A 24,008-nucleotide genomic window follows, 5' to 3' on the forward strand; every position below is an offset into this window, starting at 1 on the left:
AAACGTGAAAAAAATTAACGTAATAATGGTAGTTGTATTTCTGATTGTGGGTTGCGCGCCGTCACGGTCTGCGTGGGTATCCAGTAAAGATGGATGGGTAGGTACCACCTTTTAATCTCACGAGAAAAGGGGACAGATTTATTTAAATTAGAGTTTAAAGGCGCATTAAATAAATCTGTCCCCTTTTGCAGTGATCCTCATGGTAAGCAGTACTTTAGCCCCGCGACTACTTTTGAAAAGAATTTTTCAGGTTATGTTGTTGTTCCAAAGGATGCTCTGAAATGAAATTAAGCATTAAGTTTCCCGAGAATTTGTTAACCCACAGCCTGCTCGAGCAAAGGCTGATTCCTTGCATTTGCAAAATTGCAACGGAGTTTGAAATTGAATTTTTGGACCCTTTGCCAGAAGCTGCAGGAACCGTTCTGGAGTGGGATCGTGCAGAACTTGAAAAAAGAGCGATAGGTGGGGTAGGTGGGCAATACTCTCACTATGCACACGGTCGGGTGTCGTTAAAAAAAGTTGATATTGATATCTACCAAATATTGGATCTTGAAATGTTTTATAGGCTTTTTGGATGGTGCAGCATCTTGGAAGATGGTAACTATGCGCCGCCGGGGCAGTTTTGGGATGATGAATAAGTTGAAGAAAAGGGGACTGAAGAAAAGGGACAAGAAAAGAGGGCAGATTTATCTAGACTAGAGTTTAAAGGCTGTCTAGTCCTGAAGCAGGTGTAAACCTATTTCAGGACTAGACAGTCCCCTTTTTTCGTTGATTCGTGACAAAAATATTGGAAGGGATTAAGTCAGAAGCAGTAATCGTGGGTAGTGAAGTTAATAAATGGCTTACGAGGGACTGAAATGAGATATTACTTAATGCGACAAGATGTAACTGTCTGCGATAGGTGGGTGCTCGGAGATGTACATCATGTAGATAACTGGCATTTCAGTGATCCTCCAGTTAATTTTATGGAGCCAGGCACATATACCCTCGATGTAAGGTTCGACGGTAAAGAAGTTGATTATTCCCTCGCTGGATACGCCAGTATTCCTGTTTTAAGCGAGAGGGCAAAAAATTCGCTCGCCGGTTTGCCAGAGACAGACGAACTTTATCAGCATGTCGTTTTTGAGCCGGTGAAGATAAACAATAAAGTGGTTTGCCAGAGCTATTTTTTGATGATTATTGAAACGCAAATTGATTGCGTGGATGAAAAGCGCTCTCGCTATAAAAAGTTTGAGGTAGATGATCCTGTTAGGCCAGATATGGCCGGCAACTATCGTGCTTTCTACAATTTAGTGGTTGACCCGGGCAGGGTCGGATCAAGTCATATATTTAGACTTAAAAAATATTTGGGTGCGGTCATAGTAAGTGAAGAAGTGAAACGGCGATTTATGGCGGCTGGTGTTGTCGGCGTACTGTTTGATTCTGTTAATGGCGATCAAGAAACCGTTGCCTAGTTAGTCAGGTAGTTGTGAGGGCGGCGAATTTACTTAATTCGTGGTGGTAGTACAAAGGCTATTGAGTAAATCTGTCCCCTTTTGTTGAATTAAGGTGGTGGGCTAATGGGTGGGTTTAGAGAAAGTATATATTTGTCTTATTCGCAATTTTGCGTGTTTTTAAGCTCGCTTGATCAGCCGTATAATGATTGGAGTGATCGTAGTTATGCGCAAGGATTTGCGTGGAGGTTAGGAAGTGCCTCTTTTAGAGCTTTGATCGACGAAGGGGATCATATAATTAGCGTTTTCATTAACGAGCAAGTGCCCGCTATTAGCGCAGACGTGGTTCGGGCTCTTAAAGTTCCCTTCACGGTGAAAGATAGAAATGTTGAGCTTGGTAGTATTTCGAGTACGGTTCCTCTAGAACTGCCTGAAGGAGATTATTCTCTTCAGGTCGAATTTATAAGACCCTCCTCAAGTGGAGCGTATGAAATAAATGTCCATTTGAATTTAGGGGGCTGCGATTTTGAGGTGTTGAGAGCAGACGCCGAAATTGACGAGCAAGGTGAGTTTGATATCGATGCGGTTCCAGCAGGATAAAAATTCGGAGAAATGGGTAGAAAAGGGACAGATTTATTTAAATTAGAATTGAGAGCCTATTAAGTAATTCTGTCCCCTTTTGTTGTATTTAATTACATAGGGGGCGATTTGTGTCGGACAAACAAGTATATGAGCTAACGATTGATGATCTTGATAGCTATAGCGTTTGGTTTTTTCCGATGGACGAAACAGTGGAGGATGAGTCAACTGTACGCCCCCTCGCCGAACAGGAAACGTGCTCAGATTTTCAGATTATTGTTCTAACTGATTTTCTTGGTGAAAGTGGCGCTGTGTATCGCGGTTATTTATATTGGGACTCCAATGCCGCAATTGAATACGTAAAGCCTGTTATATTGTCTGATAAGGGAGACGCAGTAAGTTTTTGGAGCGGTATAGTCACTCCAACGTGGGAAAGTTCGGAGTTTGCCTGTTCGATTAGAACCGAGCTGCCTATTTCTTATGCCTCAGAATCGGTTTTCGGTCTTCCTTCCATTTGCGGAAAGCTGGAGGGGCTTTATTATCTTTCGGATGATCAGGTTTGCTGCGTGAAATGACGAAAAAAGTGGACCGGTTTATTAAGTTGAATTGCTCACGCATAAAGCGGGCGACACTAAGGCCGCCCGATTTTCACTCAGGACGGATCGGCATTCAGCCTGCGACTGATGACATCCAGCAAGTCACACCCATCGCGCAGCGGAATGGCCAGCAAATGGGCGAAGTCTGAAAGCACGACGGCATCGCTGCTGAGTTGTTCGCGGAAGGCCAGGTTTTCCAGCAGTTGGGTGACGGCCCGAATGCGGTGCACGGCGGCGTCGTGAAGGACGTCGAGAGGTGCCTGGGTGTCGATGATCAGGGCTGGGACGGTGCAGTCGTGGCCGGTTAGGGGAATGTATCGATTCATCATTAAGCTCTCTGGATTATTGAGGGCTCGTTCTTCGGGTCGCCAAACCCGGTCGCTTTTTGAGCGACGGCCGGACTATAAGCCGCACCGCCAAGCCCGCGCAAGGCATCAAAATGCCGCTGCTTCGGAGCGTGCCCGCAGCGGCTAACATCTTGCTATCCATTGCCGACATACTGCCCACGAACAAACGCACTACGAATACGCAAATCCGAAGCCTCACCCCAAACATTAAAGGACCAATGTGAAAAACCTCCTCCTCATTCTCCTCACCACCCTCATCCTCGGCGGCTGCGTCAGCCACCCCCTCACCCCCGAAAACCGCGCGCAGATCAAGACCGTCAAAGTCCTGCCCGTGAAGTGGGAAAAGAACATGGTGTACTTCGGCCGCGAACAGGCCTGGGGCGCGGCCCTGGGTGCCGGGGTTGGCGCGGGTGTTGGCATGGCCAGCGGGGCGTCCAAGCTGGGTACTGCGGCGTTGAGCGGCGCCGGGTTTGCCGGCGGCATGAAGCTTGGGCAGTTGGCCGAGATGCCGACGCCGGTGGCTATTCTGACGGTAATGGAGGCGGAAAAACTCGATGTTGGCGTGTTGCTCAAGCAGGGCTTTGTCGATGAGTTGGATAAGACGTCGACGCTCAAGGTGGTCGGCGACGATGAGCCCGCTGATGCGCAGATTCAGCTGACTGTGTCCGAGTGGGGCTTTCGCCTGACCCAGGGTTTCAGCAGTGTGATTTACCCCACCCTTAACGTGTTAGCGCAGATGGATCGCGGCGATGAGATGATCTGGCGCACCTTTGAAGCGGTCACGCCGTTCAATGGTCAGAATGTCTATGGCTACACGCCGCTCACTTACCGCACCGACCCAGAAGCCTTGCGCCGGGCGTTGACCGGGATTACGCAGATCTCTGCGCAGTATCTGGTGAAGGAGCTCAAGTAGGGCTGTGCGAAGGCTTGCTGCTGTTGGCGGGCGGGCTGGGCTAATGCCAGTGAGTTAAGGATTTTTTTGTAGGAGCGAGCTTGCTCGCGAAAAACCTACAGGCGCCGCGTTCATTCAGAAAGCACGCGTTATCGTTAACGTTTTTCGCGAGCAAGCTCGCTCCTACAGTAGACGTGTGCTTATGAAGGCCGTGTGTTTGGTGCTGTACTGGCGCTTTCGCAGGCAAGCCAGCTCCCACACTTGAGCTTCGTTGCTTTGAGTATTGCGGTCGGCAGAAGGGTAAGCCCCACTTATGGCCGAAACAACTTGAGAACCGCTCTCAACCCCGTAAAATGCCGCAGCCGTTGCATCACCGTCTTTCAGGGAAGAATTCAGGCCAGCGCGTTTTCAGGCTGCCTATCTCCTTGGAAAACCCAGCAACGCTGTTTTCCTCACCCAAGGAGCACCCTGTGAAGACACTGTCCAAAATCCTGCTGTCGGGCCTCACCGCCGCGGCGCTCTTGACCGTGGCCGGTTGCGCCACCGAGAGCAACCGTGCGATGCCGGTGGAGCAAGTCGCCAGCGCCCACGTGGCCTATTCCGGCGTGCGTGTGCCGATTGCCGTGGGCAAGTTCGACAACCGCTCCAGCTACATGCGCGGCATCTTCTCCGATGGTGTCGACCGTCTCGGCGGCCAGGCCAAGACCATCCTCATCACCCACTTGCAGCAGACCAACCGCTTCAGCGTGCTGGACCGCGACAACATGGGCGAGATCTCCCAGGAAGCCAAAATCAAAGGCACCGTGCAGAAGCTCAAGGGCGCTGACTACGTGGTGACCGGCGATGTAACCGAGTTCGGCCGCAAAGAAACCGGCGACCGCCAGTTGTTCGGCATCCTCGGCCGTGGCAAGACCCAAGTGGCCTACGCCAAAGTCGCGTTGAACATCGTCAACATCAATACCTCCGAAGTGGTGTATTCCACCCAGGGCGCCGGTGAGTACGCGCTGTCCAACCGTGAAGTGATCGGCTTCGGCGGCACCGCCAGCTACGACTCCACCCTCAATGGCAAGGTCCTCGACCTGGCCATGCGCGAAGCGATCAACCGCCTGGTCGACGGCATCAACGCCGGCGCCTGGAACCCGCGTAACTGATCAGCCACACCACAAGGAGCAGTACACGGATGAGCAAGGCAGTGAAATTGGCGCTGACGTTGGCAGCAGTCGCGGCGGTCACCGGGTGCCAGACGGCGCCCCAGCCCCTGTATCAATGGGAAAGCTACCAGCCTCAGGTTTACGAGTACTTCAAGGGCGAACCCAAGGAAGCGCAGGTGGAAGCACTGGAGCGCGATCTGCAGAAGATCAACGCCAGTGGCCGCAAGGCGCCGCCGGGTTACCACGCGCACCTGGGCATGCTGTATATGAACATGGGCAAGGATGACCAGATGGTGCAGGAGTTTCGCACCGAGAAGGCGCTGTTCCCTGAGTCCGCTGCGTACATGGACTTTCTACTGAAAAACGCCAAAGCCGGAGTCGCCACCAAATGAGCCTGTTAAAACTCACCGGCGCCTTGCTGGCCCTGGCGTTGCTCGGCGGTTGCGCCGCACCCAAGACGGTTGATTATTCGGCGTACAAACAGGCGCGGCCCAAGTCGATCCTGGTATTGCCGCCGATCAATGAATCGCCGGAAGTGCAGGCGTCCTACAGCCTGGTGTCGCAAGTCACCTACCCACTGGCCGAAGCCGGCTACTACGTGTTGCCGATTGCCCTGGTGGACGAAACCTTCCGCCAGAACGGCCTCACCACCGCCAACGATATCCAGGCCGTACAGCCGGCCAAACTGCATGACATCTTTGGTGCGGACGCGGCGCTGTACATCACCATCAGCGAGTACGGCACCCAGTACATGCTGATCTCCAGCGACACCTCGGTGACGGCCTCGGCCAAACTGGTAGACCTGCGCACCGGCACCACCCTGTGGACCGGTTCTGCGCGGGCGTCGAGCGAGGAGGGCAACAACAACGGCGGCGGCCTGGTGGGCATGCTGATCACGGCGGCGGTCAAGCAGGTGATCAACAGCTCTACCGATGCGGCGCATCCGATTGCCGGTATCACCAGCGCACGCCTGCTGTCGGCAGGGCAACGCACCGGGCTTCTGTACGGCCCGCGTAACCCCAAGTACGGCACGGACTGATCAGCGGCAACCGGTAAACCGCGTCACCTCTGACGACGGTGCTGTTGGATCAAGTCGATGCGGGTGGCCGTGCCCATGGAGTCGCGCTGCCCGTTTACGCTGGTGCCGATGGAGCCGTTGTGCAAGGCAACGATCTCGCCCGTATCGACGCTGATCAGCGGTGAGCCGGAGGTGCCGGGTTTCTTGAAGGCGTCGTGGTAGACCGTGCCCTGATAACGGCTGTCCTGGTCGTATCCCTTGAGCGTGGTGGGTTGGCCCTTGGCATTTAGAAATGAAATGCCGAGGGCCTCTTGCCCATGGTTGGGCATAAAGACTTTCTGCCCAGGCGATGCTTGGGGGCCGGAGGCCAACTTGAGCGGCCGGAACTGCTCGGCCAAGGCTTTTTTCTCGCCGGCGGGCAAATCGACACGCAGCTCGGCGTAGTCCAACCGCGCGTCGCCACTGAGCGGCTTGGGGTCCAGCGGTACTTTGCGCTCTACCTTCATCCGCCCGCTACTGTCTTGTTCATAACCCAGCCAAAGCTCGAGCTTGCTGCCCTTGGCCAGCGCGTCGCGCACATGTTGGTTGGTCAGCACGCTGTTGCCATCGTTGATCAGCGAGCCGGTACCCAACGAACGGGTATGCACGCGTTCGTAGCCCCATGAGTCCCGTGTGACGCTCACTTCGCGAATATTGCCCACGGCCCTGGCCGCTGCATGCATCGGTGTGCCCTTAAGGGATGCATTGGCGTAGTTCTGCAAGGAGAACGGCGCCTGTTGCGGCGCGGCTGTTGGCGTGGGGTGGGGCTTGTACGGTGCGACATCCGCTGGCGACGGCGGTCGTGGGGTTGGCGGTTGAGGCGTAACCCGGGCGGGTGGGGTTGGCATAGGGTTCGGCTGGGAGGCTCGGCTGATCACGTCGTCTGGCTTGATTGGCCGTTGGCTCTTGATATACAGCCCGGCTTGGCCCGAGCCATCCAGGTCAATCGCCAGGCTGTGCTGGCGCGTGTTCGGGTCATAACCGAGCAACGCCTCGCCCGGCCGACCGCTGAAACGGCGCACAAACTGCAGGCCATTGATACCCGCGGCCTGCAGCGCTGCAGACACATCGATCTTGTCCTGCCCACTGGTGAAATCAGTGATCAGGTCGGGGCGCTGTTGGGTCGACTCGCTGGCGTTGTTATACACAAAGGTATCCTTGCCCAGCCCACCGGTAAGGGTGTCCTGGCCCAGCCCACCGGTCAGGCGGTTATCGGCGTGGTTGCCGATAAGTCGATCAGCGCCCGTGCCGCCGATGGCATTTTCCAGGGTCACGCCTTTGGCAATGGAGACGTTGCCTTTCATGCCGCCGACATCGGAGAAGTGTTCAGCCTTCAAGTTGATGGTCTGGTCCTGATGAAACCGCGAGAAATCCAGAGTGTCGTTGCCGCCCCCATCCCACACGCTGAACACGGGCGCGTCGTCCGCTGAGTTGAGGCTGAGGAAGTCACGCCCGGTATTGGAGTTGAAGCCGTACACCGTGTCGGTGTCGCGGGTTTTGTAATTGGCGCCGTAGAGCTTTTGGATGGCCGTGATGTCGTCCATCAGCGGCGCGCTGGCATAGTGGGTTTGGCCGTTCTTGTTATGGTCATGGCCCAGGTGACCAGCCCACCAGTAACTCATCAGGCTGTAGGCGCGATTGTCCTCGGCATAGCGGGCGTTTTCAGCGTAGCTGCCGCCATTGTTGTATTTGCCGGGGTGCATCAGCCCCAGGGTATGGCCGATCTCATGGGCCAGCAGATAACGGCTGAAACTGCCCTGGGTGAAGGGGCGATTCATGCCATCGGACGCGAACCAGGCCTGTGTGCCATCGCTGTAGATGCCTGGATAAGACGCACGGCCCGAATGGCCGGTCTGGTTCGGGTCATTGCCCAGTAACAGTTGCCCTTTGGCCTCTGGTGCATTCTCAGTGAAGGTGATATTGGCGACATCCGCCCAAGACTGCATGGCGCGCCTAGCCTGCTCTTTTTGCGACGGGGAGAACTCGTTAGCGCCGGTGGGCGTGCTGTAGGTGGCTTGCGCGGGTGTGAAAAAACGGTAGCCGATAGGTGTGATGCCGTCTTTGTCTCGCTCTTTCCAACGATAGCCCGTTCGGGTGATTTGCTCTGCCGCTTGCTCGGTGGTGTAGGAGGGCTTGCCTGAAACGGCCCCGGTATAGCTGGGCCGCTCAGCGAATGAGGGCGGCTGATAGCGGTGTGCGAGGGTGTTTACGGAGTTCATCGTGGTTTCTCTGAATTAAAAGCCTCCAAAGCACTCAAGAAACAGACGGTTCTGACAGGGAGGCGGACCCTCGATATGTGGTGGGTGGTGATGGCAGGTTCAGTTGGTTGTGTCTCGAAAGATGACGCAGCGAGCTGACGGCGCAATATCCGTGTTTAACCCGTAGGGAGGTTGGGCTACGTCTGATCGGTTGAACGGATCATTCATTCACGAGGTTCAGCCTATGTCCCGCTCTCTGCTTTTGCTGCGTCCCGCTGCCCAAGGCTTTGCCGTTACCCTGCTGGTGGCGCTGGCCGGGTGTGGGCTGTCGTCGTCCCCGGATGTCGCCAAGCCTGTTGAACCGGCGCCCGTCGCCGAGCTGCAAAGCGCGCCGGCCCAGGGCGCTATGGTCAAACGCATGGCGATGCCTGCACCGATGAGAGTGCGGGAAATGGCGACGATGGACTACCGCAGCGAACCTCGCGAGCAATACGCCAACCTGCCGGACAACCCGGTGCATCGCGTCGCCGAGACCCCGGTTTCCACTTTCAGCATCGACGTCGACACTGGCAGCTACGCCAACGTAAGGCGTTTCCTCAATCAAGGTCGCCTGCCGCCCGAAGGCGCTGTGCGATTGGAGGAAATGGTCAATTACTTCCCTTACACCTACGCGCTGCCCACCGATGGATCACCCTTTGGCGTCACCACCGAGCTCGCCGCCACGCCCTGGAACCCGCGCACAAAATTGTTGCGCATCGGCATCAAGGCCTCCGACCGCGACGTGGCGGACCTGGCGCCGGCCAACCTGGTGTTCCTGGTGGACGTGTCTGGCTCCATGGACCGTCGCGAAGGGTTGCCGTTGGTGAAAAGCACGTTGAAATTGCTGGTGGACCAACTGCGCGATCAGGACCGTGTGTCATTGGTGGTCTATGCCGGTGAATCCCGCGTGGTGCTCAAGCCCACCTCCGGGCGTAACAAAAACACGATCCGCAACGCCATCGACCAACTTACCGCCGGTGGCTCCACCGCAGGCGCCTCCGGCATCGAGCTGGCCTATCAGATGGCCCGCGAAGGTTTTATCGACAAGGGCATCAACCGCATCCTGCTGGCCACCGATGGCGACTTCAACGTGGGCATCAGCGACTTCGACAGCCTCAAGCAAATGGCGGTCGAGCAGCGTAAAAGCGGCGTGTCCCTGACCACCCTGGGCTTTGGTGTGGATAACTACAACGAACACCTGATGGAACAACTGGCCGATGCGGGCGATGGCAATTACGCCTATATCGACAACCTGCGTGAAGCGCGCAAGGTGCTGGTGGAGCAACTCAGCTCGACCCTGGCCATGGTCGCCCGGGATGTGAAGTTGCAGGTGGAATTCAACCCCGCCCAGGTCAGCGAATACCGCCTGTTGGGCTATGAAAACCGTGCCTTGAAGCGTGAGGATTTCAACAACGACAAGGTCGATGCCGGTGAAATCGGCGCAGGGCATACGCTGACTGCGCTGTACGAAATCGTCCCCAAGGGCGAGAAGGGCTGGTTGGAGCCTTCGCGCTATGCCGCCGCGCCTGCGATTGAAGGTAAATCCGACGAGCTGGCGATGCTACGGGTGCGCTATAAACCTGCTGCGGGAGGCAACAGTCAATTGATCGAGCACCCCATCGCCAACCAGCCCACCCCAGCCAGCGAAGACCTGCGCTTCTCAGCCGCCGTGGCCGCGTTCGCCCAACAGCTCAAGGGCGATGGCCGCTACACTGGCAACATGAGTTTGCAGGACACCGCCAAACTTGCCCGCTCGGCCCGCGGCGATGACCCGTTCGGCCTGCGCAACGAATTTGTGCAACTGGTGGAGTTGGCCCAAAGCCTCAAACCCTGATCCGGCCCGCAACAATGTGCAAATGGGGGAGGGTGCAAGCCCTAATGCCGAACTAAATGCTCAAAGCAGCGAAGATCAAATGTGGGAGGGGGCTTGCCCCCGATGGCGGTGTGTCAGCCAGACTATTTGATACTGACCCACCGCTATCGAGGGCAAGCCCTAATGCCAGTCAGTTAAGGCTTTTTTGTAGGAGCGAGCTTGCTCGCGAAAAACTTACAGGCGCCGCGCTCATTCAGCAAAGACGCGTTATCGTTGACGTTTTTCGCGAGCAAGCTCGCTCCTACAGAAGGCGATGACCGCTTAACTGACTGGCATTAGGGCAAGCCCCCTCCCACAGTTAGATCAGCTTCGACTGAAAGAAGGAGTTCACTATTAGATGGCCGTTCCAGACGATTCACCCAGCGACGAATCGCTGCTGGCCCGCTACCGAACCGGTGACGCTGGCGCATTCGAAGCCCTGTACACGCGCCACCGCCAGGGCCTGTACCGCTTTCTCATGTCCCTGTGCAACAAGGCCGAACTGGCCGAAGAAATCTACCAGGACACCTGGCTCAGCCTGATCCGCAGCAACACCCAGCCACAGGGCCGGGCGAGTTTTCGTACGTGGTTGTTCCAGATCGCCCGCAACCGCCTGATCGACCACTGGCGCAAGCATGGTGTCCACAACCCCTTGCACGACAGCTACGATGAGCAACTGCACGCCCAGCCCGACAGCAGCGCCGGCCCAGAGCAACAACTGAGCCTGAGCCGCGACCAGGCGCGCCTCGACGCTGCCCTGCAAGACCTGCCCGAAGACCAGCGCGAAGTCTTCCTGCTGCGCCTGCACGGCGAGCTCGAAGTACCGCAGATCGCCACCCTCACCGGCGCCCCGCTGGAAACCGTAAAAAGCCGCCTGCGCTACGCCCAGCAGAAACTGCGCCGCCTGCTGGCCGAGGAGATACCCGCATGAACGACTCCCGACACGACCCAGACACCGACGACGGGCTGATCCAGCACTTTCGTCAACACAGCAGCGGCGAGCCGCCGGCGTCACTGGACGCCTTCATATTGGCCACCGCCCACCGCGAGGCACCAAAACCATCGCCTAACCTTTGGCAGCGCTGGCTGCGCGTGTGCCAGCAACCGCGTTGGCAAATGGCATTCGCCAGCGTTGCCGGTGTGGCGTTGCTGGTGGGTGTGGTCACGCGCACCAGCGAGTTTGAGCACGTGCCGAACACGCGCCTGGCTGCCCCGGCTGCGTTCTCTGCGCCTGCACCTGCGCCTATGAGCGCGCCGCCACGCATCGAATCGTTCAGCGCCGAAATGAGCAGCGATGCCTTGCCCCAAGCCAACATGGCCAAGCGCGCTGTGCCGGAACCGCTTGAGCAGGGTTTGCAGGACGTGTTACGCCTGCGCCAGGCAGGTGATGATGCGGCGGCGACGGCAAAACTCGCCGAGCTGCAAAAACGCTTTCCTGCACAGAACCTCGAGGAACGACTCAAGGCATTGCAGCCTCACTGACCCCATGGCGATGGTACCCAGCGGTACCATCGCCGAACGTCTGAAATGCGTCATAAGCATATGAATTTATATTCAGTTGCTCAGGGAGTAATTGCTGCTAGTTTAATAGGCGAAAGACGTCATTGTTCCTGCTGGCCAACAGAGCGGGTCATGTTTCATTGGATGAAAAGTTGCATGCGGACTTCAAGGATTAAAGTCTTCTCAGCATTCGCTACATGGCCACTGGGAAATAGCTCTACCTGTTGGAAGTCCATTCAATTGGATTGATGAACGGTACCTGTATATGACGGCGACGCTGAATTACTCATTGGCACAGGCAGTGCCTGAACTACAACAACCCCTGGATATATTCGAGCTTAAAGAGTCCAACGTACGCTCTTATTGCCGAGACTTTACCGACACGTTCCATACCGCTGAGGGTTCAACGCTGACCAGTGAGCAAGGTCAGCTGTTTATCGACTTTTTCAGTGGTGCCGGTGCCTTGAACTACGGGCATAACAACCCGGTTCTAAAGGCCGCGCTGCTCGACTACATTGCGCAAAATGGCATCACCCACGGCCTGGATTTCAAGACGACCGCCAAGAAAGCGTTCCTCACCGCATTTGAAGAACAGGTCCTGGCGCCGCGCAACCTGCGTTACAAAGTGCAGTTCCCCGGCCCCACCGGCACCAATGCGGTAGAGGCGGCGATCAAGCTGGCGCGCAAGTACACCGGGCGCCAGAACATCGTAGCGTTTACCAATGCCTTCCATGGCATGTCCCTGGGCAGCCTGGCCCTGACCAGCAACCCGCGCAAGCGAGCCGGCGCCGGCGTGACCCTGAGCAATGTCACGTTCATGCCCTATGACGGCTACTTCGGCGACAGTGTGGACACTTCGCTGTACCTGGACAGGATGTTGCGCAGCGGCAGTGGCATCGACAAACCGGCGGCCATCGTGCTGGAAACCGTGCAGGGCGAGGGCGGTGTGAACAGTGCCTCGGCCGCCTGGGTACACACTGTGCAACGCATCGCCCAGGCCCATGACATCCTGCTGATCATCGATGATATCCAGGCCGGCTGCGGGCGTACGGGTGACTTTTTCAGTTTCGAAGCCCTGGGCGTTACCCCAGACATCGTGACGTTGTCCAAGTCGATCAGCGGTTATGGCTTGCCCATGTCGCTGGTCTTGCTGGCGCCCCATCTGGATGTGTGGGAGCCGGGCGAGCACAACGGCACGTTTCGCGGCAACAACCTGGCGTTCGTCACCGGCAAGGCAGTGATCGACCACTATTGGAGCGACGCGGGTTTCACTCAGGCGCTCAAGGCCAAGACGGGCGTGCTGCATGATGCGTTGCAGAGGCTGTCCGCAGGTTTCGCCGCCAAGGCGCCCAACCGCCTGAAAGGGCGCGGGTTCTTCAAGGGCATCGAGTTCGAGGACGCGAGCCTGGCGCAGAAAGTTGCTGCGCGCGCCTATGCACATGGCCTGATCATTGAAACCTCCGGCATCGATAACCAGGTCCTGAAGTTTCTTCCGGCCCTGACCATCACTGCTGCGCAGATCAACCAAGGCGTGCAGATTCTCGAGCAAGCGTTTGCCGAGGTAATCACTCCATGACCGATGCCATTATCACCCGGCACGCGTCCCTCGATGACGCCGGTGCCATCGCACCCTTGCTGGATAAATACCGCGAGTTCTATGGTGAAGCTTCCGACCTGGCTCGCTCCCTGGCATTTATTCAACAACGCTTCTTTTTAGGCGAGTCAATTATTATCGTCGCGCAAGTAAACAATGAAGTCATTGGGTTCACGCAACTCTTTCCGAGCTTTTCAAGCGTCACACTAGAGCGCCTGTGGATACTCAATGACTTATATGTTGAAGCCTCAAAACGAAGGGCGGGAGTTGGCCTGGCGTTATTGAATGCCGCCAAGGCATTCGCACAAACAACCGGCGCCAAGCAGTTATTCATCGAGGGCGCAGACGACAACCCAAAGGCACGAAACTTATACACGCGCTTTGGGTTTATCGAAAACACGGCGTATCACTATTACCATCTTCCATTGAAGCCAATCCAGGGATAGGAGCTTTTCCATGTCAGACACTGTTTTCGATATCGTGGGTATTGGTTTTGGCCCCTCCAACCTGGCGTTGGCTATTGGCCTTGAAGAATCCGCTTCTGCGCTGACCTATCGCTTCCTGGACGCCAAGCAAACGCCGGACTGGCAGGATGAAATGTTGCTCAGCGGTTCGGATATCCAGAACAACCCTTTGCGCGACCTGGTCACCCCGCGAAACCCGCGCAGCCACTATGGCTTCGTCAACTACCTGAAAGAAACCGGTCGCCTGTTCGACTACCTCAACCTGCCGCTGACGTATCCGCTGCGGCGTGAATATGCCGAGTACATCAAATGGGTCGCCGGGCATTTTCTGGGCAGTGTCGAGTCCTCTGCGTTCGCGCAAAGGGTCGAGCCGTTGCTATTCAAAGGCGAGCAGGTGTGGAAGGTCACCTATAACGATCAGCGCGTCATTTACGGGCGTAGCCTGGTGCTGGGCACCGGGCGTACGGCGAATATCCCGGCGGTTTTCGAGGGCCTGACTGGCCCTCAGGTGTTCCACCTCAATCACTACCTGGAGCGCCTCAACAAGCTGCCTCCCAGCGTGCAGCGCATCGGTGTAGTGGGCTCCAGCCAGAGTGCCGTGGAGATTGTGCTCGACCTGACCGCCAGGTTCCCGGACAAAGACATCTACTCGCTGCACCGCAGCTTCAGCTTCCGGCTCAAGGACACCAGCCCATTCAGCGACAAGGTGTATTTCCCGGAGTTTATCGACTACTACTTCAACCTGCCGCCCGAGGCCAAGGCGCGGGTGGACAAGCAACTGCGCGGCACCAATTACAGCTCGGCCGATGAAGATGTGATCAACGCCCTCTACGTACGCATTCATGAGGAAAAGTTGCAGGGCAAGCAGCGCATTCACATTCTCAACAACATCGCTATTGAGCAGGCGCAGATCAGTGCATCGGGGCAGGTGGAGCTGGGGCTCAAGGAGGTCAACCAACTGACCCACTCGACCCTGGCGCTGGACGCACTGGTGCTCGCCACCGGCTTCAAGGACATTGCCGCCAAGGAAAATGGCGAGCTCTATCCGCCGCTGCTGGCGCCTTATCACGCACGGTTTCATGCGGACGCCCACGGCGCACTGGTGGTCAACCGCGATTACAGCCTCACGTCTCTTGAGGACTTGCCCGCCGTGTTTCTCAACGGGTTATGCGAAAGCTCCCACGGCCTGGGAGACGCCGGTTCATTCAGCCTGATTTCGCTGCGGGTCGAACACATCCTGGCGTCCCTGGAGGAAAAACTCGCACAGGCCGAAGCCCCGCTGCACGCATTGGCCTGACCTGCCCTCGGCAGCAGCCTGCGCCGGCTGCTGCCTCATACAAGGAGTTCCCATGTTTACAGCAGCATTGATCTATATCCTGGCGGTGATAAGCCCGGGGCCCAACTTCATCATTGTCAGCCGATTTTCTTCGCTGGGGTCGGTCTCGACCGGTATCGGTGCGACCCTGGGCATTTGCACGGTCGGCGTGTTTTTCTCGACCATCTCATTGCTGGGCCTGGCGGCTCTGCTGCATCAGTACCCGGCGTTTTCCAAAGTCGCCACGTTATGCGGCTCGGCGTACCTGCTGTACATCGCCTACAGCATCATCAAAAGCGTACTGGCAAAGAACACCGGCACCGCCGACAGCACCGCCCCGGGCGCGACCAGCTTCGCCAAGGCTTACCGCGTGGGGGTCATCACCAACATCAGCAACATGAAAACCATCGCCTTCATGATCAGTATCTACGCCGGCTTTCTTTCATCGCCGCGTACGGACATCGAAAAAGTCCTGGTGGTGCTGCTGTGCTCGACGCTCGAAGTCATCTGGTACTCCGTGGTGGCCCTGCTCTTCGGTCAGGGCCCGATCAAAGCGCTGTTCCTCAAATACACCCGGCAGATCGACGTGGGCCTGGCCGTATTCCTCGTGGCGTTTTCACTGAACAACGCCATTCCTGTGCTGATAGCCAGTCGATGAGGCTTCGCCATGGAATGGAACGCGTTACTCAAGGATGTGGGAGGGCGCTTCAAGCATCGTAGTTGGTTGTTGATTGACCTGGCGCCGGAAGCGTTGGTGCTGAGCGATTTGTCGGGAGAGTTGGTAAGGGATTATCCGGGGGTGACGTTGATTCTGGATTGTCATCTTGAGGGGGTTTTTCGGGTGATTGATGGGTTTGGGCCGGGGGTTAGCTATGCGGCGTCGTTGCAGGCTGCTCGGGGGAAGGGTCACTACGTGACTGCTGTGTTGCCTGGGGAGGTGGCTTTCCAGGACTTTAAATGGGCGTGTTGAGCGCACACAAAAAAGCCCCAGGTCTTTTGGCCTGGGGCTTTTTCATGGTGCGCCAGGCATGGCGCGTTGCGCGAAGCGCAACCAGTTTGGCTGTGGTGGCCACGCTGGTGACTTGGAGGTGAAAGTCCTCTACACACCCGGCAAGGGGAAGTGTTAGCCAGAGGCAAGGGTGTCGCGGGTGACTGCGAATCTGAAGGAAGCCCGAGGCAAAATGCTGGCCTGACGAACAGGAAGCGGATTAGGCGGCGCAGCGGGGTAAGGTGGCCATGATCATTAAAGCCCAATACTTGCACGGAACGCTGTGACGTAGATCCGACAGGCATAAGCAGGAAGGTCGCGCGAATTACCCTGGGAGATCTGTAGGTTTGCCGTTGTGCTACCGACGTCGAGAGGCGACGGGATGAGCTTGCAGAAGTCAGCCGAGGCCGTAGTAAGTGACGAATAACCACGTTACCAAGGGCCGAACAGGTTATGCCGCCAGTAGGCGTCAAAGTCTCGTTGAATACCGAAATGCAGAAATTTCTCCCAGAGAAGACTGTCACTCCGAGTCCCGGACAGAATCCGAGGATGACGGCTGACAGCGCACAGGTATCAGCGGCGTCTGTGACGTGGACGAACGCGGAGCCGGACACGCTGATGGAGCGGGTGCTTGCGCCGGCCAACCTTAGGCGTGCGTATCAACGTGTGGTCAGCAACAAGGGCGCACCGGGTGCCGATGGCATGACGGTCGACGACTTGGCGGACTACGTGAAACAGTATTGGCCAACCCTCAAGGTGAGGTTGCTGGCCGGCGAGTATCACCCGCAGGGTGTACGCGCCGTTGACATCCCCAAGCCCAAAGGCGGAACACGGCAACTGGGTATTCCCAGCGTCGTGGATCGCTTGATCCAACAGGCACTGCTGCAACAGCTCACGCCAATCCTCGACCCGCTGTTCTCGGACTACAGCTACGGCTTCCGTCCGGGCAGAAGCGCTCATCAAGCTATCGAAACCGCCCGCGCCCATGTGGCGGCGGGCAACCGTTGGTGCGTGGAGCTCGACCTTGAGAAGTTCTTTGATCGAGTGAATCACGACGTGTTGATGGCCAAAGTTGAGCGTTATGTCGAAGATAAACGCGTGCTCAAACTGATCCGCCGTTACCTCGAAGCCGGAGCCATGTCGGGTGGAATCGTCAGCCGACGGCAGGAAGGGACGCCGCAAGGCGGCCCGCTCTCGCCATTGCTGTCAAACATCCTGCTCAATGAACTCGACCGCGAACTGGAACGGCGAGGCCATCGCTTCGTGCGTTATGCCGACGACGCGAACATTTATGTGCGCAGTCAGCGGGCTGGTGCACGGGTGATGGCCGGTGTTGAGCGCTTCTTGAACCAGCGCCTGAAACTGACGCTGAACCGGGAAAAGAGCCGAGTCGCCGGATCTTGGATGTGTGATTACTTGGGCTACGGGATGAGCTGGCACCAGCAGCCGAGGCTGAGAGTGGCAACGATGAGTCTGGGTCGCTTGCGCGACCGACTCAGAGACCTGCTGCGCAGAGGGCGGGGCCACAAGATGACGAATGTCATCGAATGGATAAATCCCGTGCTGCGCGGTTGGGCTGGCTATTTCAAGTTGACTCAGGGTAAGCGAGCGCTGGAGATACTTGATGGCTGGGTGCGACACAAACTTCGCTGCATCATCTGGCGCCAATGGAAGCACCCCTCTACGAGGGCGCGCAACCTGATGCGTTTGGGACTCGACGAAGGGCGCGCCTGCACATCAGCGTTCAATGGCCGAGGTCCATGGTGGAACTCGGGAGCGCCACATATGAATCAGGCGCTACCGAAGAAACTGTGGGATCGACTCGGGCTGGTCTCAATACTGGATACGATAAATCGGCTTAGCCGCATAACCTGAACCGCCGTATACGGAACCGTACGTACGGTGGTGTGAGAGGACGGCGGATGTAAATCCGCCTCCTACTCGATCGTAGGGGGCGCTTGTATTGTCTGGCTGGGTATATGTCAAAGTCTGCCAGGCACGCGCTTTACCCATCTGTGTGAAATAGAACATTTTTGGGCTGAAAAAAACACAGGGGCAAATACGCATATACTGTGCACGATGATGGTAATAGTTGTCTGATGTTGTTGCATGAGGTCTGTTGAGCGTCGATGAATAAAACTGATCTACTGAACTATTTGAAAGAGACCAGTTACGCGATGACCCAAAGTGATATGGACGAAGCTATTCTTCTCCACTTCGAGTTGGTAACGCAAAGCTATCGAAAAAAGCCGTTTTTCTACAAGACGTTGTTGAAATACGACAGGTACATAGTCGCGCTCTCTTTATTAAGCTTCAGTTATGAAGATAGTCGTGTTCCCTTGTCTAAAGTCAAGGCCTTCTGTCAGCAGCGAGGCTATCTTTCGCGCAATAGCCTGGACGCGTATTTTTCTTTTTTTTTCATCTCCGGGTATATGCATGTTCATCTGCATAACGAAGATGGAAGGCAGCGTATTTTCGTACCGACACAAACGGCATTGTGTGAAACCGCGAGTATGCTCAAGGCGTTTCTGTTGCCGTCGCAAATGATCGTGCCTTATTTGGGCCGCCAGGTGAACGCCTTGAATTCCGAAGATTTATTGCGCTATTTCTTCAGAGGCTTTTCCAAGTTGCTTGAAGCCGACTTGATGCTTGACAAGCTAATGCCCGAAACAATGTGGCTCGTCAATCGAGCCGGGGGGCATCTACCCATGCTCGCGCTTTATACAGATGCAATGAGGAACGGATCGTTACACTCTAATCAGAAAGTCTCATCCTATGTTGAGCTTTCGAAACGTTTGAGTGTTTCAAAGACGCATTTGATACGTATGGTTAAAGAAGGCGAGGTGAAAGGTTATTTTAAGTGTCACAAGCATTCGGTAGAGCTGCGCCCGGTGTTTCTGGAACTGGCGCGTAAGATCATGTCAGTGCATTTTTCTGTCGTGTGCATAAGCATTGAATTGGGCATGGATGTGAAAGCCGACAAATACGCATGCTAAGGATTTCGGCGTTCAGTGAACCGTCAGTCCTTTAGACGTTTCCAGATGACGGGTGACTGTGTCGGTGTAGTTGATGGGCGGCCTCAAAGATTGACGAGCATATTCGATGGTCTTGGGAAAGGAGTTTGTCAATGCCGGCGATTTTCAAGATTAGACCGAGAATGCGAACGCTGTTATCACCAGCAGTCATAAAAATTGAGTTGGTAGGTATATTGGCGTGGCTGGGGGCGCTTTTCATTGATTCGGTATCTGCACTGAATGTGATACACCTGTTGATCACGCTTTGCTTATTGAGCGTTTGGTATGTTCATCGTGTGATACGCAGTTTTTTAATGTGGAGGGTGATGGGCGGTCTTTACATTTTTGTTCTTTCAGTCGGGTTTGCCTACGTTATTCGCTCGCATATGGAGCTGCGAATATTTGCCTTGCCGTTGGCAGTGATCATTGTACTCAGCAGCGCTATCTTATTTATAACCGTTGGTGATTATTTGCTGTCCAGCGTGCAGGTCTGGCTATTGATGTGGACCCATATTGATATCGATATATACCGCGGTCAAGAGTTGTACTTACTGTTGTTTTGCGTCTCGTCTGTGTCGATCGGCTTTACCCTGAGCTTTACCTATTTGAGGAATTTGCGCTCGGTGTTGTTGGTGGAGAGTGAGATCAGGACGCTCGCCGAGACTGACTTTCTCACGTCTTTGCTGAATCGTCGCGCCTTTATGGAACTCTTTCAAAAGCTATTGGCGGAGGGGCGGTACGGCTATTTCATCATGTTAGATATCGACGGCTTTAAACTGAAGAATGATCAGTACGGTCATGATGTCGGCGACAAGATCCTGTGCGCCATGGCCAACTGCCTGAAAACAACACCGGGCAGTTACTGTGTCGGACGAATCGGCGGTGAAGAGTTCGGGGTCTTGGTGTTGGGCGGCGACGACTTGGTGGTTCAGGAATACGCGTTGCGTTTATTGGGTGCTATCCGGGCCAGTGTGGCGCCCCCGCATCATTACACCTGCAGTGCGGGAATAGCGCGATTCTCGGCAACCTCCGACATGTCGGCGGTGCTCAAGTGCGCCGATAACAATATGTACAGGGCCAAACATAACGGCAAGGATCGCGTGTTTCAGGATGGCGAACAGGTTGGCGCACTCATGCTTCCTCTTTTTGCGCAATAACCTTCAAACGTGGGTGTGATCATGAATATCGAGATTAACTATATTGAATCGCCGCCTTGCTACGTCTTGACGATGGGTGAACTGACTCTGATGTTTGAAACGCGTGACGAGGCGGAAGAGTTTGTCCGGTTCCTGCGCGGCAACGACGATGAAGAAGAAATCGTCAAGGATTAGATGGCTTCATCTGGGCGTGGAAATAGTTTAGCAACTGTTTTTTGTCGGGAGTGATCAGCGCTTTATTACTGAAGCCTCCTCGCCAATAGGTCGGTGCATCTTTTAAATAACCTGAGCACATGCAATGAAGTGGATAAAAAATGCGAAGCTTGCAACCAAGCTGTTGACGTCCTTCGTTTTGGTCGCGCTGATTACGTTGGTGGTCGGGGGCATTGGCTGGAGTGGCGTCAAGAAGTTGGGTTTTGCACTCAATCTTACCTTTTCAGACACCTTGGTTTCGGCTTCCAGCGTGTCCGAGGCGAAAGGCTTGATCATGACGCACAACCGCAATCTTTATCGTTTGTTGACGTTTGCGGCATCGGGAGCCGACAGAGCGGATGTGGAAGCGGTAGCGCGAGCATTGAATGACACCCAGCAACAGGTCGATAAGGTCTTCCACCACTATCGCTCAACCCCAATGGGCACTGAAGAGCGCCTGGCGGGTGAGGCATTCGAGAAACTCTGGGCGGCTTATCTGGTAAGCGCCAAACAGGTCATTGAGGCCATTAATCAAGCAAACTTTTCATCGGCCAGAAACCTGTTGAGCAATGAAAATGTACGCGCCATGAGTAACGCCCGCGAGCAGTTGGACGTTATCTTGGGCATCAACAGGGTTGAAGTAGACAAGCAAGCGCAAGCCGTTAACGCCACGATCAGCGAGTCGACGACTCAGTTGCTCGTGGGCGTATTGCTGTCCTTCATGATCGCCATTGCGTTGGGGGTGTGCATTACACGCAGTATCACCCGTCCGATCGCCTCGGCGGTCATCAGTGCCGAGCGGGTTGCTCGTGGCGATCTGACTGAAATGATCCGCACCGATCGTGAAGATGAGGTGGGGCAATTGCTTAACGCGCTGAACGCAATGCAACGGAGCCTGAAAAAGACGCTACAGGAAATCGCGAGTGCCTCGGATCAATTGGCAGCCGCTGCAGAAGAGCTGAGCGCCGTCACCGATGAAAGTACCCAAGGCTTGATTCGCCAGAACGACGAAATTCAGCAAGCGGCGACTGCGGTCAACCAGATGACCGTGGCTGTGGAAGAAGTGGCGCGCAATGCTATTTCCACATCGCAGGCTTCTGAAGAAACGCGCAATGACGCGGTAAAAGGCCACGCTCACGTGGATGATGCCGTGGTCGGGATCACGCGAATGGCCACTGAAATTGAAGGTTCGGCCGGTAAAGTCGAATCCCTCGCGGGGCAAGTTCGCGACATCGGCAAAGTGATTGACGTTATACGCAGCGTCGCAGAGCAGACTAATTTATTAGCATTGAACGCTGCGATCGAAGCGGCCAGGGCCGGAGAGCAGGGCAGGGGATTTGCCGTGGTGGCTGACGAAGTACGCGCTTTGGCCCATCGCACCCAGTCATCGACCGTTGAAATCGAAGGGATGATCAATGCCGTACAGCAATGTGCGGATGAGGCCGTTGCCGCAATGGGCGACAGTCGGTCCTTGGCTACGCAGACGCAGCGCTTGGCCGCACAGGCCGGGGAAGTGCTGCAAAGAATTTCGCTCGGCGTCGCGCAAATCAATGACCGCAATATCGTGATAGCCAGCGCCTCTGAAGAACAGGCCCAGGTAGCGCGTGAGGTTGATCGTAACTTGACGAACATCCAGGACTTGTCCGCGCAAACAGCCGCTGGTGCGAATCAGACCAATGCCTCCAGCCATGATCTTTCGCGACTGGCGCTGTCGTTTAATGATCTGGTGTCCAAGTTCAAGCTCTGAATGAAGGCCTGCTCCCGTCGGCAGGGGTGGGTTTTCAAGACTTTACATGGGCGTGCTGAAGGCCCGCACCAAAAAGCCCCAGGCCTTTCGACCTGGGGCTTTTTCCATTCATATCTGGTGCCCCGGCGTCGTTTGAACTGGGTTGTAAAGTGCCAGTATTTTCTGGGCTTTGTAGGTTCTGTATCGGTTAGGCATACACGTGGGATACACGAGGCTAACTGCTAGAGCCACAAAATGCGGTTTCTGTGAGAATTCATTGGTCGCCCACAACGGTGCGGCAGGACAGAAGTGGCATTCTGCTGCTATACATCACGTCAGCATATTCGATGCCTCGGCAAATAAAAGGAGTTAACGATGAAGGTTCTTGCAGGGCTGGTCGGCGGCTTAATATTAGCCATTCTTCTTTCGATGGTCGTAGCCATCGCCGGAGCGGCTTCGCCAGGGGCTGGCGGTGCGACAGGCGCGATTGTGTTCTTCGTCGCATGGATCATTGCACTAGTCGTAGCGATTTATGCTCCCACTCCTGGCAAAGCATGGCGTCGACTTCTAGTGACCTCGGGCATCGCTGCATTCATGCTTCCTTTGTCCGGTATTATTTTCACCGGTAGCCATATCGCTACCAATGTCAGTGGCGCTCACTCAGGTGCAGAAACGGCGGGAGCGGCCATCGGTGGCACTTTGGTGAGTGGCTTTCTAGGATTTGTTGGCTTCTTCCTCGGAGTGATCCTGCTCGTCATCGGCTTGTTGGTGGGTCGAGATAAGCAGATCGTCTACATTCAATCTCCACCAAATTCCTAAGCATATTCATCTAGATAGCGACCCCAAAGACTTTTCACTTCACCTGGTATCGATCTTTCGTAGCGATACCCGTCGGAGTTTCGTGGCCGATAAGCGCTGGGGACCCTGGTGATTTACTAGCAGTACGGGGCATGAAACCCGCGGGATCGAGTTAGTGGGAGGTGCCAGAAGTTACTGAAATTTCAATCGTTGAAATTGAAAGGATCTTGAAGAAATAGGGCCATCGTTACAGCTTCTGTAAAGGTGGCTGTATCTGTTGCTGATAGTGCACACCCGCAGGGCGTCAACCATGGTGATGGGTGTCAACCACGTCAACCTGTCAACCAACTTAAAAAATCCAGCCGCTAACACGAACGCGCGGGTTCTTTGCCCCGTGCCTATCCAAAATGCCCAGGGTCCCCAGCGGCTTTCCGATTCATAGGGCAAGTGCACTGGTGAACGGCAGTTCACCCGGTTCACTTGTTCACTAAGCTGGGCACCTTTCCGCTGACACGATCACGCGGGTTTCCGACCCCGTCTGGCCTGAATCCATTCAGGGACCCCGCCTTGTATGAGCATTTCCTCGCTGGTGGCATGGATGCTTATGGGGTGCGGGGGAGACTCGACTAAAATCGCGTGTTACAGGTGTTACGGGTGTAAAGAACTCAGTAACTTATTGAATATATTGAATTTATTAGGGTTGCACGGTTTTCAAAAAATCATAAGAGTAGGTGTTACGCAGGGGCGTTGTGTAACGGCTCTGGCGCGGGCAGGAGTAAAGGTTCGTCGGGCCGGTCTGTTTAGGCCTTGATGTCACCACAACGCTGTCTTAGGCCAAGATCGCATGTAACAAGGCTGGTGGATGTCGTACTCAAGCTCCTGACCAGAGTGCAAGCGACTGTCGAAACGTTTATCCTTGCTGAAAGCTAGCGCTCTTCATAAAAGAATTTTGCTGTGGCTATCACTAACGTGGTCAGCGCCTCAGTTCCCCAGATGTCACGGCTGCGCTTTCGGCAGCCTCCTGCAGTCGAGATACGCAGCGTTGCGTCGATGCTGGAAGTCATGGTGCTCACTCCTACTGGTGTGTGCACGATATTCTCAAGCCGCCACTAAACC

Annotated in this window: 25 protein-coding genes and 1 pseudogene; 23 read left to right on the plus strand and 3 right to left on the minus strand. The window is 55.5% G+C overall.

Features of this window, described 5'->3' with window-relative positions; genetic code table 11:
- Nucleotides 1–281 precede the first annotated feature (281 nt).
- From QYQ93_RS01755 to QYQ93_RS01770, 4 genes are all read left to right on the plus strand, one after another.
- Nucleotides 282–638, plus strand: coding sequence for a hypothetical protein (locus tag QYQ93_RS01755; RefSeq protein ID WP_003187492.1), 357 nt, complete (start codon nt 282–284; stop codon nt 636–638).
- 219 nt (nt 639–857) lie between these two features.
- Nucleotides 858–1,454, plus strand: coding sequence for an imm11 family protein (locus tag QYQ93_RS01760; protein ID WP_043049155.1), 597 nt, complete (start codon nt 858–860; stop codon nt 1,452–1,454).
- 105 nt (nt 1,455–1,559) lie between these two features.
- The gene (gene comJ, locus QYQ93_RS01765; protein ID WP_080889066.1) at nt 1,560–2,033 is read left to right on the plus strand and encodes a competence protein ComJ; all 474 of its coding nucleotides are present in this window, start codon (nt 1,560–1,562) and stop codon (nt 2,031–2,033) included.
- Nucleotides 2,034–2,143: 110 nt separating this feature from the next.
- Nucleotides 2,144–2,587 (plus strand): hypothetical protein, encoded by a 444-nt coding sequence (locus tag QYQ93_RS01770; RefSeq protein ID WP_072445732.1) that lies wholly within the window; start codon nt 2,144–2,146, stop codon nt 2,585–2,587.
- Nucleotides 2,588–2,664: 77 nt separating this feature from the next.
- On the opposite strand, the gene QYQ93_RS01775 is transcribed toward QYQ93_RS01770, so the two are convergent.
- Complete coding sequence (locus QYQ93_RS01775) at nt 2,665–2,922, minus strand: hypothetical protein (protein ID WP_005783616.1); 258 nt, start codon at nt 2,920–2,922, stop codon at nt 2,665–2,667.
- Between the two features lie 253 nt (nt 2,923–3,175).
- On the opposite strand from QYQ93_RS01775, the gene QYQ93_RS01780 reads away from it, so the two are divergent.
- The 4 genes from QYQ93_RS01780 (at nt 3,176) to QYQ93_RS01795 (ending at nt 6,037) form a co-directional block, all read left to right on the plus strand.
- Nucleotides 3,176–3,868 carry a hypothetical protein gene (locus QYQ93_RS01780; RefSeq protein ID WP_043049153.1) on the plus strand — a complete coding sequence of 231 codons (693 nt, stop codon included), beginning with the start codon at nt 3,176–3,178 and terminating at the stop codon, nt 3,866–3,868.
- A 449-nt stretch (nt 3,869–4,317) separates the two neighbouring features.
- Entirely contained in the window at nt 4,318–4,998 is a 681-nt protein-coding gene (locus QYQ93_RS01785) for a CsgG/HfaB family protein (protein ID WP_005783620.1), read from the plus strand.
- A 29-nt stretch (nt 4,999–5,027) separates the two neighbouring features.
- A complete protein-coding gene (locus QYQ93_RS01790) occupies nt 5,028–5,390 on the plus strand; it encodes a DUF4810 domain-containing protein (protein ID WP_043049151.1) in 363 nt (120 codons plus the stop codon).
- Nucleotides 5,387–6,037 carry a DUF799 domain-containing protein gene (locus QYQ93_RS01795; RefSeq protein WP_043049149.1) on the plus strand — a complete coding sequence of 217 codons (651 nt, stop codon included), beginning with the start codon at nt 5,387–5,389 and terminating at the stop codon, nt 6,035–6,037. The genes QYQ93_RS01790 and QYQ93_RS01795 overlap by 4 nt, the downstream gene beginning before the upstream one ends.
- Before the next feature lie 23 nt (nt 6,038–6,060).
- On the opposite strand, the gene QYQ93_RS01800 is transcribed toward QYQ93_RS01795, so the two are convergent.
- Nucleotides 6,061–8,274 carry a M10 family metallopeptidase C-terminal domain-containing protein gene (locus QYQ93_RS01800; protein ID WP_338476157.1) on the minus strand — a complete coding sequence of 738 codons (2,214 nt, stop codon included), beginning with the start codon at nt 8,272–8,274 and terminating at the stop codon, nt 6,061–6,063.
- A 223-nt stretch (nt 8,275–8,497) separates the two neighbouring features.
- On the opposite strand from QYQ93_RS01800, the gene QYQ93_RS01805 reads away from it, so the two are divergent.
- The 15 genes and pseudogenes from QYQ93_RS01805 (at nt 8,498) to QYQ93_RS01870 (ending at nt 22,913) form a co-directional block, all read left to right on the plus strand.
- Entirely contained in the window at nt 8,498–10,126 is a 1,629-nt protein-coding gene (locus QYQ93_RS01805; protein ID WP_338476158.1) for a VWA domain-containing protein, read from the plus strand.
- Nucleotides 10,127–10,502: 376 nt separating this feature from the next.
- Nucleotides 10,503–11,075: an RNA polymerase sigma factor gene (locus QYQ93_RS01810; protein WP_043049146.1), complete on the plus strand. Its 573-nt coding sequence runs from the start codon at nt 10,503–10,505 to the stop codon at nt 11,073–11,075.
- Nucleotides 11,072–11,626, plus strand: a complete 555-nt coding sequence (locus tag QYQ93_RS01815; protein WP_338476159.1) for a hypothetical protein — start codon at nt 11,072–11,074, stop codon at nt 11,624–11,626. Before QYQ93_RS01810 ends, QYQ93_RS01815 begins: the two co-directional genes overlap by 4 nt.
- A gap of 340 nt (nt 11,627–11,966) precedes the next feature.
- Entirely contained in the window at nt 11,967–13,220 is a 1,254-nt protein-coding gene (gene ectB / locus QYQ93_RS01820; RefSeq protein ID WP_206425754.1) for a diaminobutyrate--2-oxoglutarate transaminase, read from the plus strand.
- Nucleotides 13,217–13,684 (plus strand): GNAT family N-acetyltransferase, encoded by a 468-nt coding sequence (locus tag QYQ93_RS01825; protein ID WP_338476160.1) that lies wholly within the window; start codon nt 13,217–13,219, stop codon nt 13,682–13,684. The genes ectB and QYQ93_RS01825 overlap by 4 nt, the downstream gene beginning before the upstream one ends.
- Before the next feature lie 10 nt (nt 13,685–13,694).
- Nucleotides 13,695–14,999: a SidA/IucD/PvdA family monooxygenase gene (locus tag QYQ93_RS01830; protein ID WP_056847262.1), complete on the plus strand. Its 1,305-nt coding sequence runs from the start codon at nt 13,695–13,697 to the stop codon at nt 14,997–14,999.
- A 52-nt stretch (nt 15,000–15,051) separates the two neighbouring features.
- Complete coding sequence (locus QYQ93_RS01835) at nt 15,052–15,675, plus strand: LysE family translocator (protein ID WP_056847261.1); 624 nt, start codon at nt 15,052–15,054, stop codon at nt 15,673–15,675.
- 9 nt (nt 15,676–15,684) lie between these two features.
- On the plus strand, nt 15,685–15,987 hold the full coding sequence (locus tag QYQ93_RS01840) for a hypothetical protein (RefSeq protein ID WP_043049139.1): 303 nt from the start codon (nt 15,685–15,687) through the stop codon (nt 15,985–15,987).
- Nucleotides 15,988–16,458: 471 nt separating this feature from the next.
- Entirely contained in the window at nt 16,459–17,880 is a 1,422-nt protein-coding gene (ltrA, locus tag QYQ93_RS01845; protein WP_338476162.1) for a group II intron reverse transcriptase/maturase, read from the plus strand.
- 254 nt (nt 17,881–18,134) lie between these two features.
- The gene (locus QYQ93_RS01850) at nt 18,135–19,001 is read left to right on the plus strand and encodes a hypothetical protein (protein WP_043049137.1); all 867 of its coding nucleotides are present in this window, start codon (nt 18,135–18,137) and stop codon (nt 18,999–19,001) included.
- Between the two features lie 131 nt (nt 19,002–19,132).
- Nucleotides 19,133–20,176 carry a GGDEF domain-containing protein gene (locus tag QYQ93_RS01855; RefSeq protein WP_338476164.1) on the plus strand — a complete coding sequence of 348 codons (1,044 nt, stop codon included), beginning with the start codon at nt 19,133–19,135 and terminating at the stop codon, nt 20,174–20,176.
- A 21-nt stretch (nt 20,177–20,197) separates the two neighbouring features.
- On the plus strand, nt 20,198–20,350 hold the full coding sequence (locus tag QYQ93_RS01860; protein ID WP_338476165.1) for a hypothetical protein: 153 nt from the start codon (nt 20,198–20,200) through the stop codon (nt 20,348–20,350).
- A 124-nt stretch (nt 20,351–20,474) separates the two neighbouring features.
- A pseudogene (locus QYQ93_RS28475) lies at nt 20,475–21,257 on the plus strand (MCP four helix bundle domain-containing protein); the annotation flags it as partial.
- A complete protein-coding gene (locus QYQ93_RS28480) occupies nt 21,252–22,115 on the plus strand; it encodes a methyl-accepting chemotaxis protein (RefSeq protein WP_419178676.1) in 864 nt (287 codons plus the stop codon). The pseudogene QYQ93_RS28475 and the gene QYQ93_RS28480, both read left to right, overlap by 6 nt.
- A gap of 354 nt (nt 22,116–22,469) precedes the next feature.
- Nucleotides 22,470–22,913: a hypothetical protein gene (locus QYQ93_RS01870; RefSeq protein WP_065896187.1), complete on the plus strand. Its 444-nt coding sequence runs from the start codon at nt 22,470–22,472 to the stop codon at nt 22,911–22,913.
- A 905-nt stretch (nt 22,914–23,818) separates the two neighbouring features.
- Here the strand turns inward: QYQ93_RS01870 and QYQ93_RS01875 are convergent.
- On the minus strand, nt 23,819–23,956 hold the full coding sequence (locus QYQ93_RS01875) for a hypothetical protein (RefSeq protein WP_288074991.1): 138 nt from the start codon (nt 23,954–23,956) through the stop codon (nt 23,819–23,821).
- Nucleotides 23,957–24,008: the final 52 nt, after the last annotated feature.

The sequence above is a fragment of the Pseudomonas khavaziana genome, assembly GCF_036704165.1.
Lineage (GTDB): Bacteria > Pseudomonadota > Gammaproteobacteria > Pseudomonadales > Pseudomonadaceae > Aquipseudomonas > Aquipseudomonas khavaziana.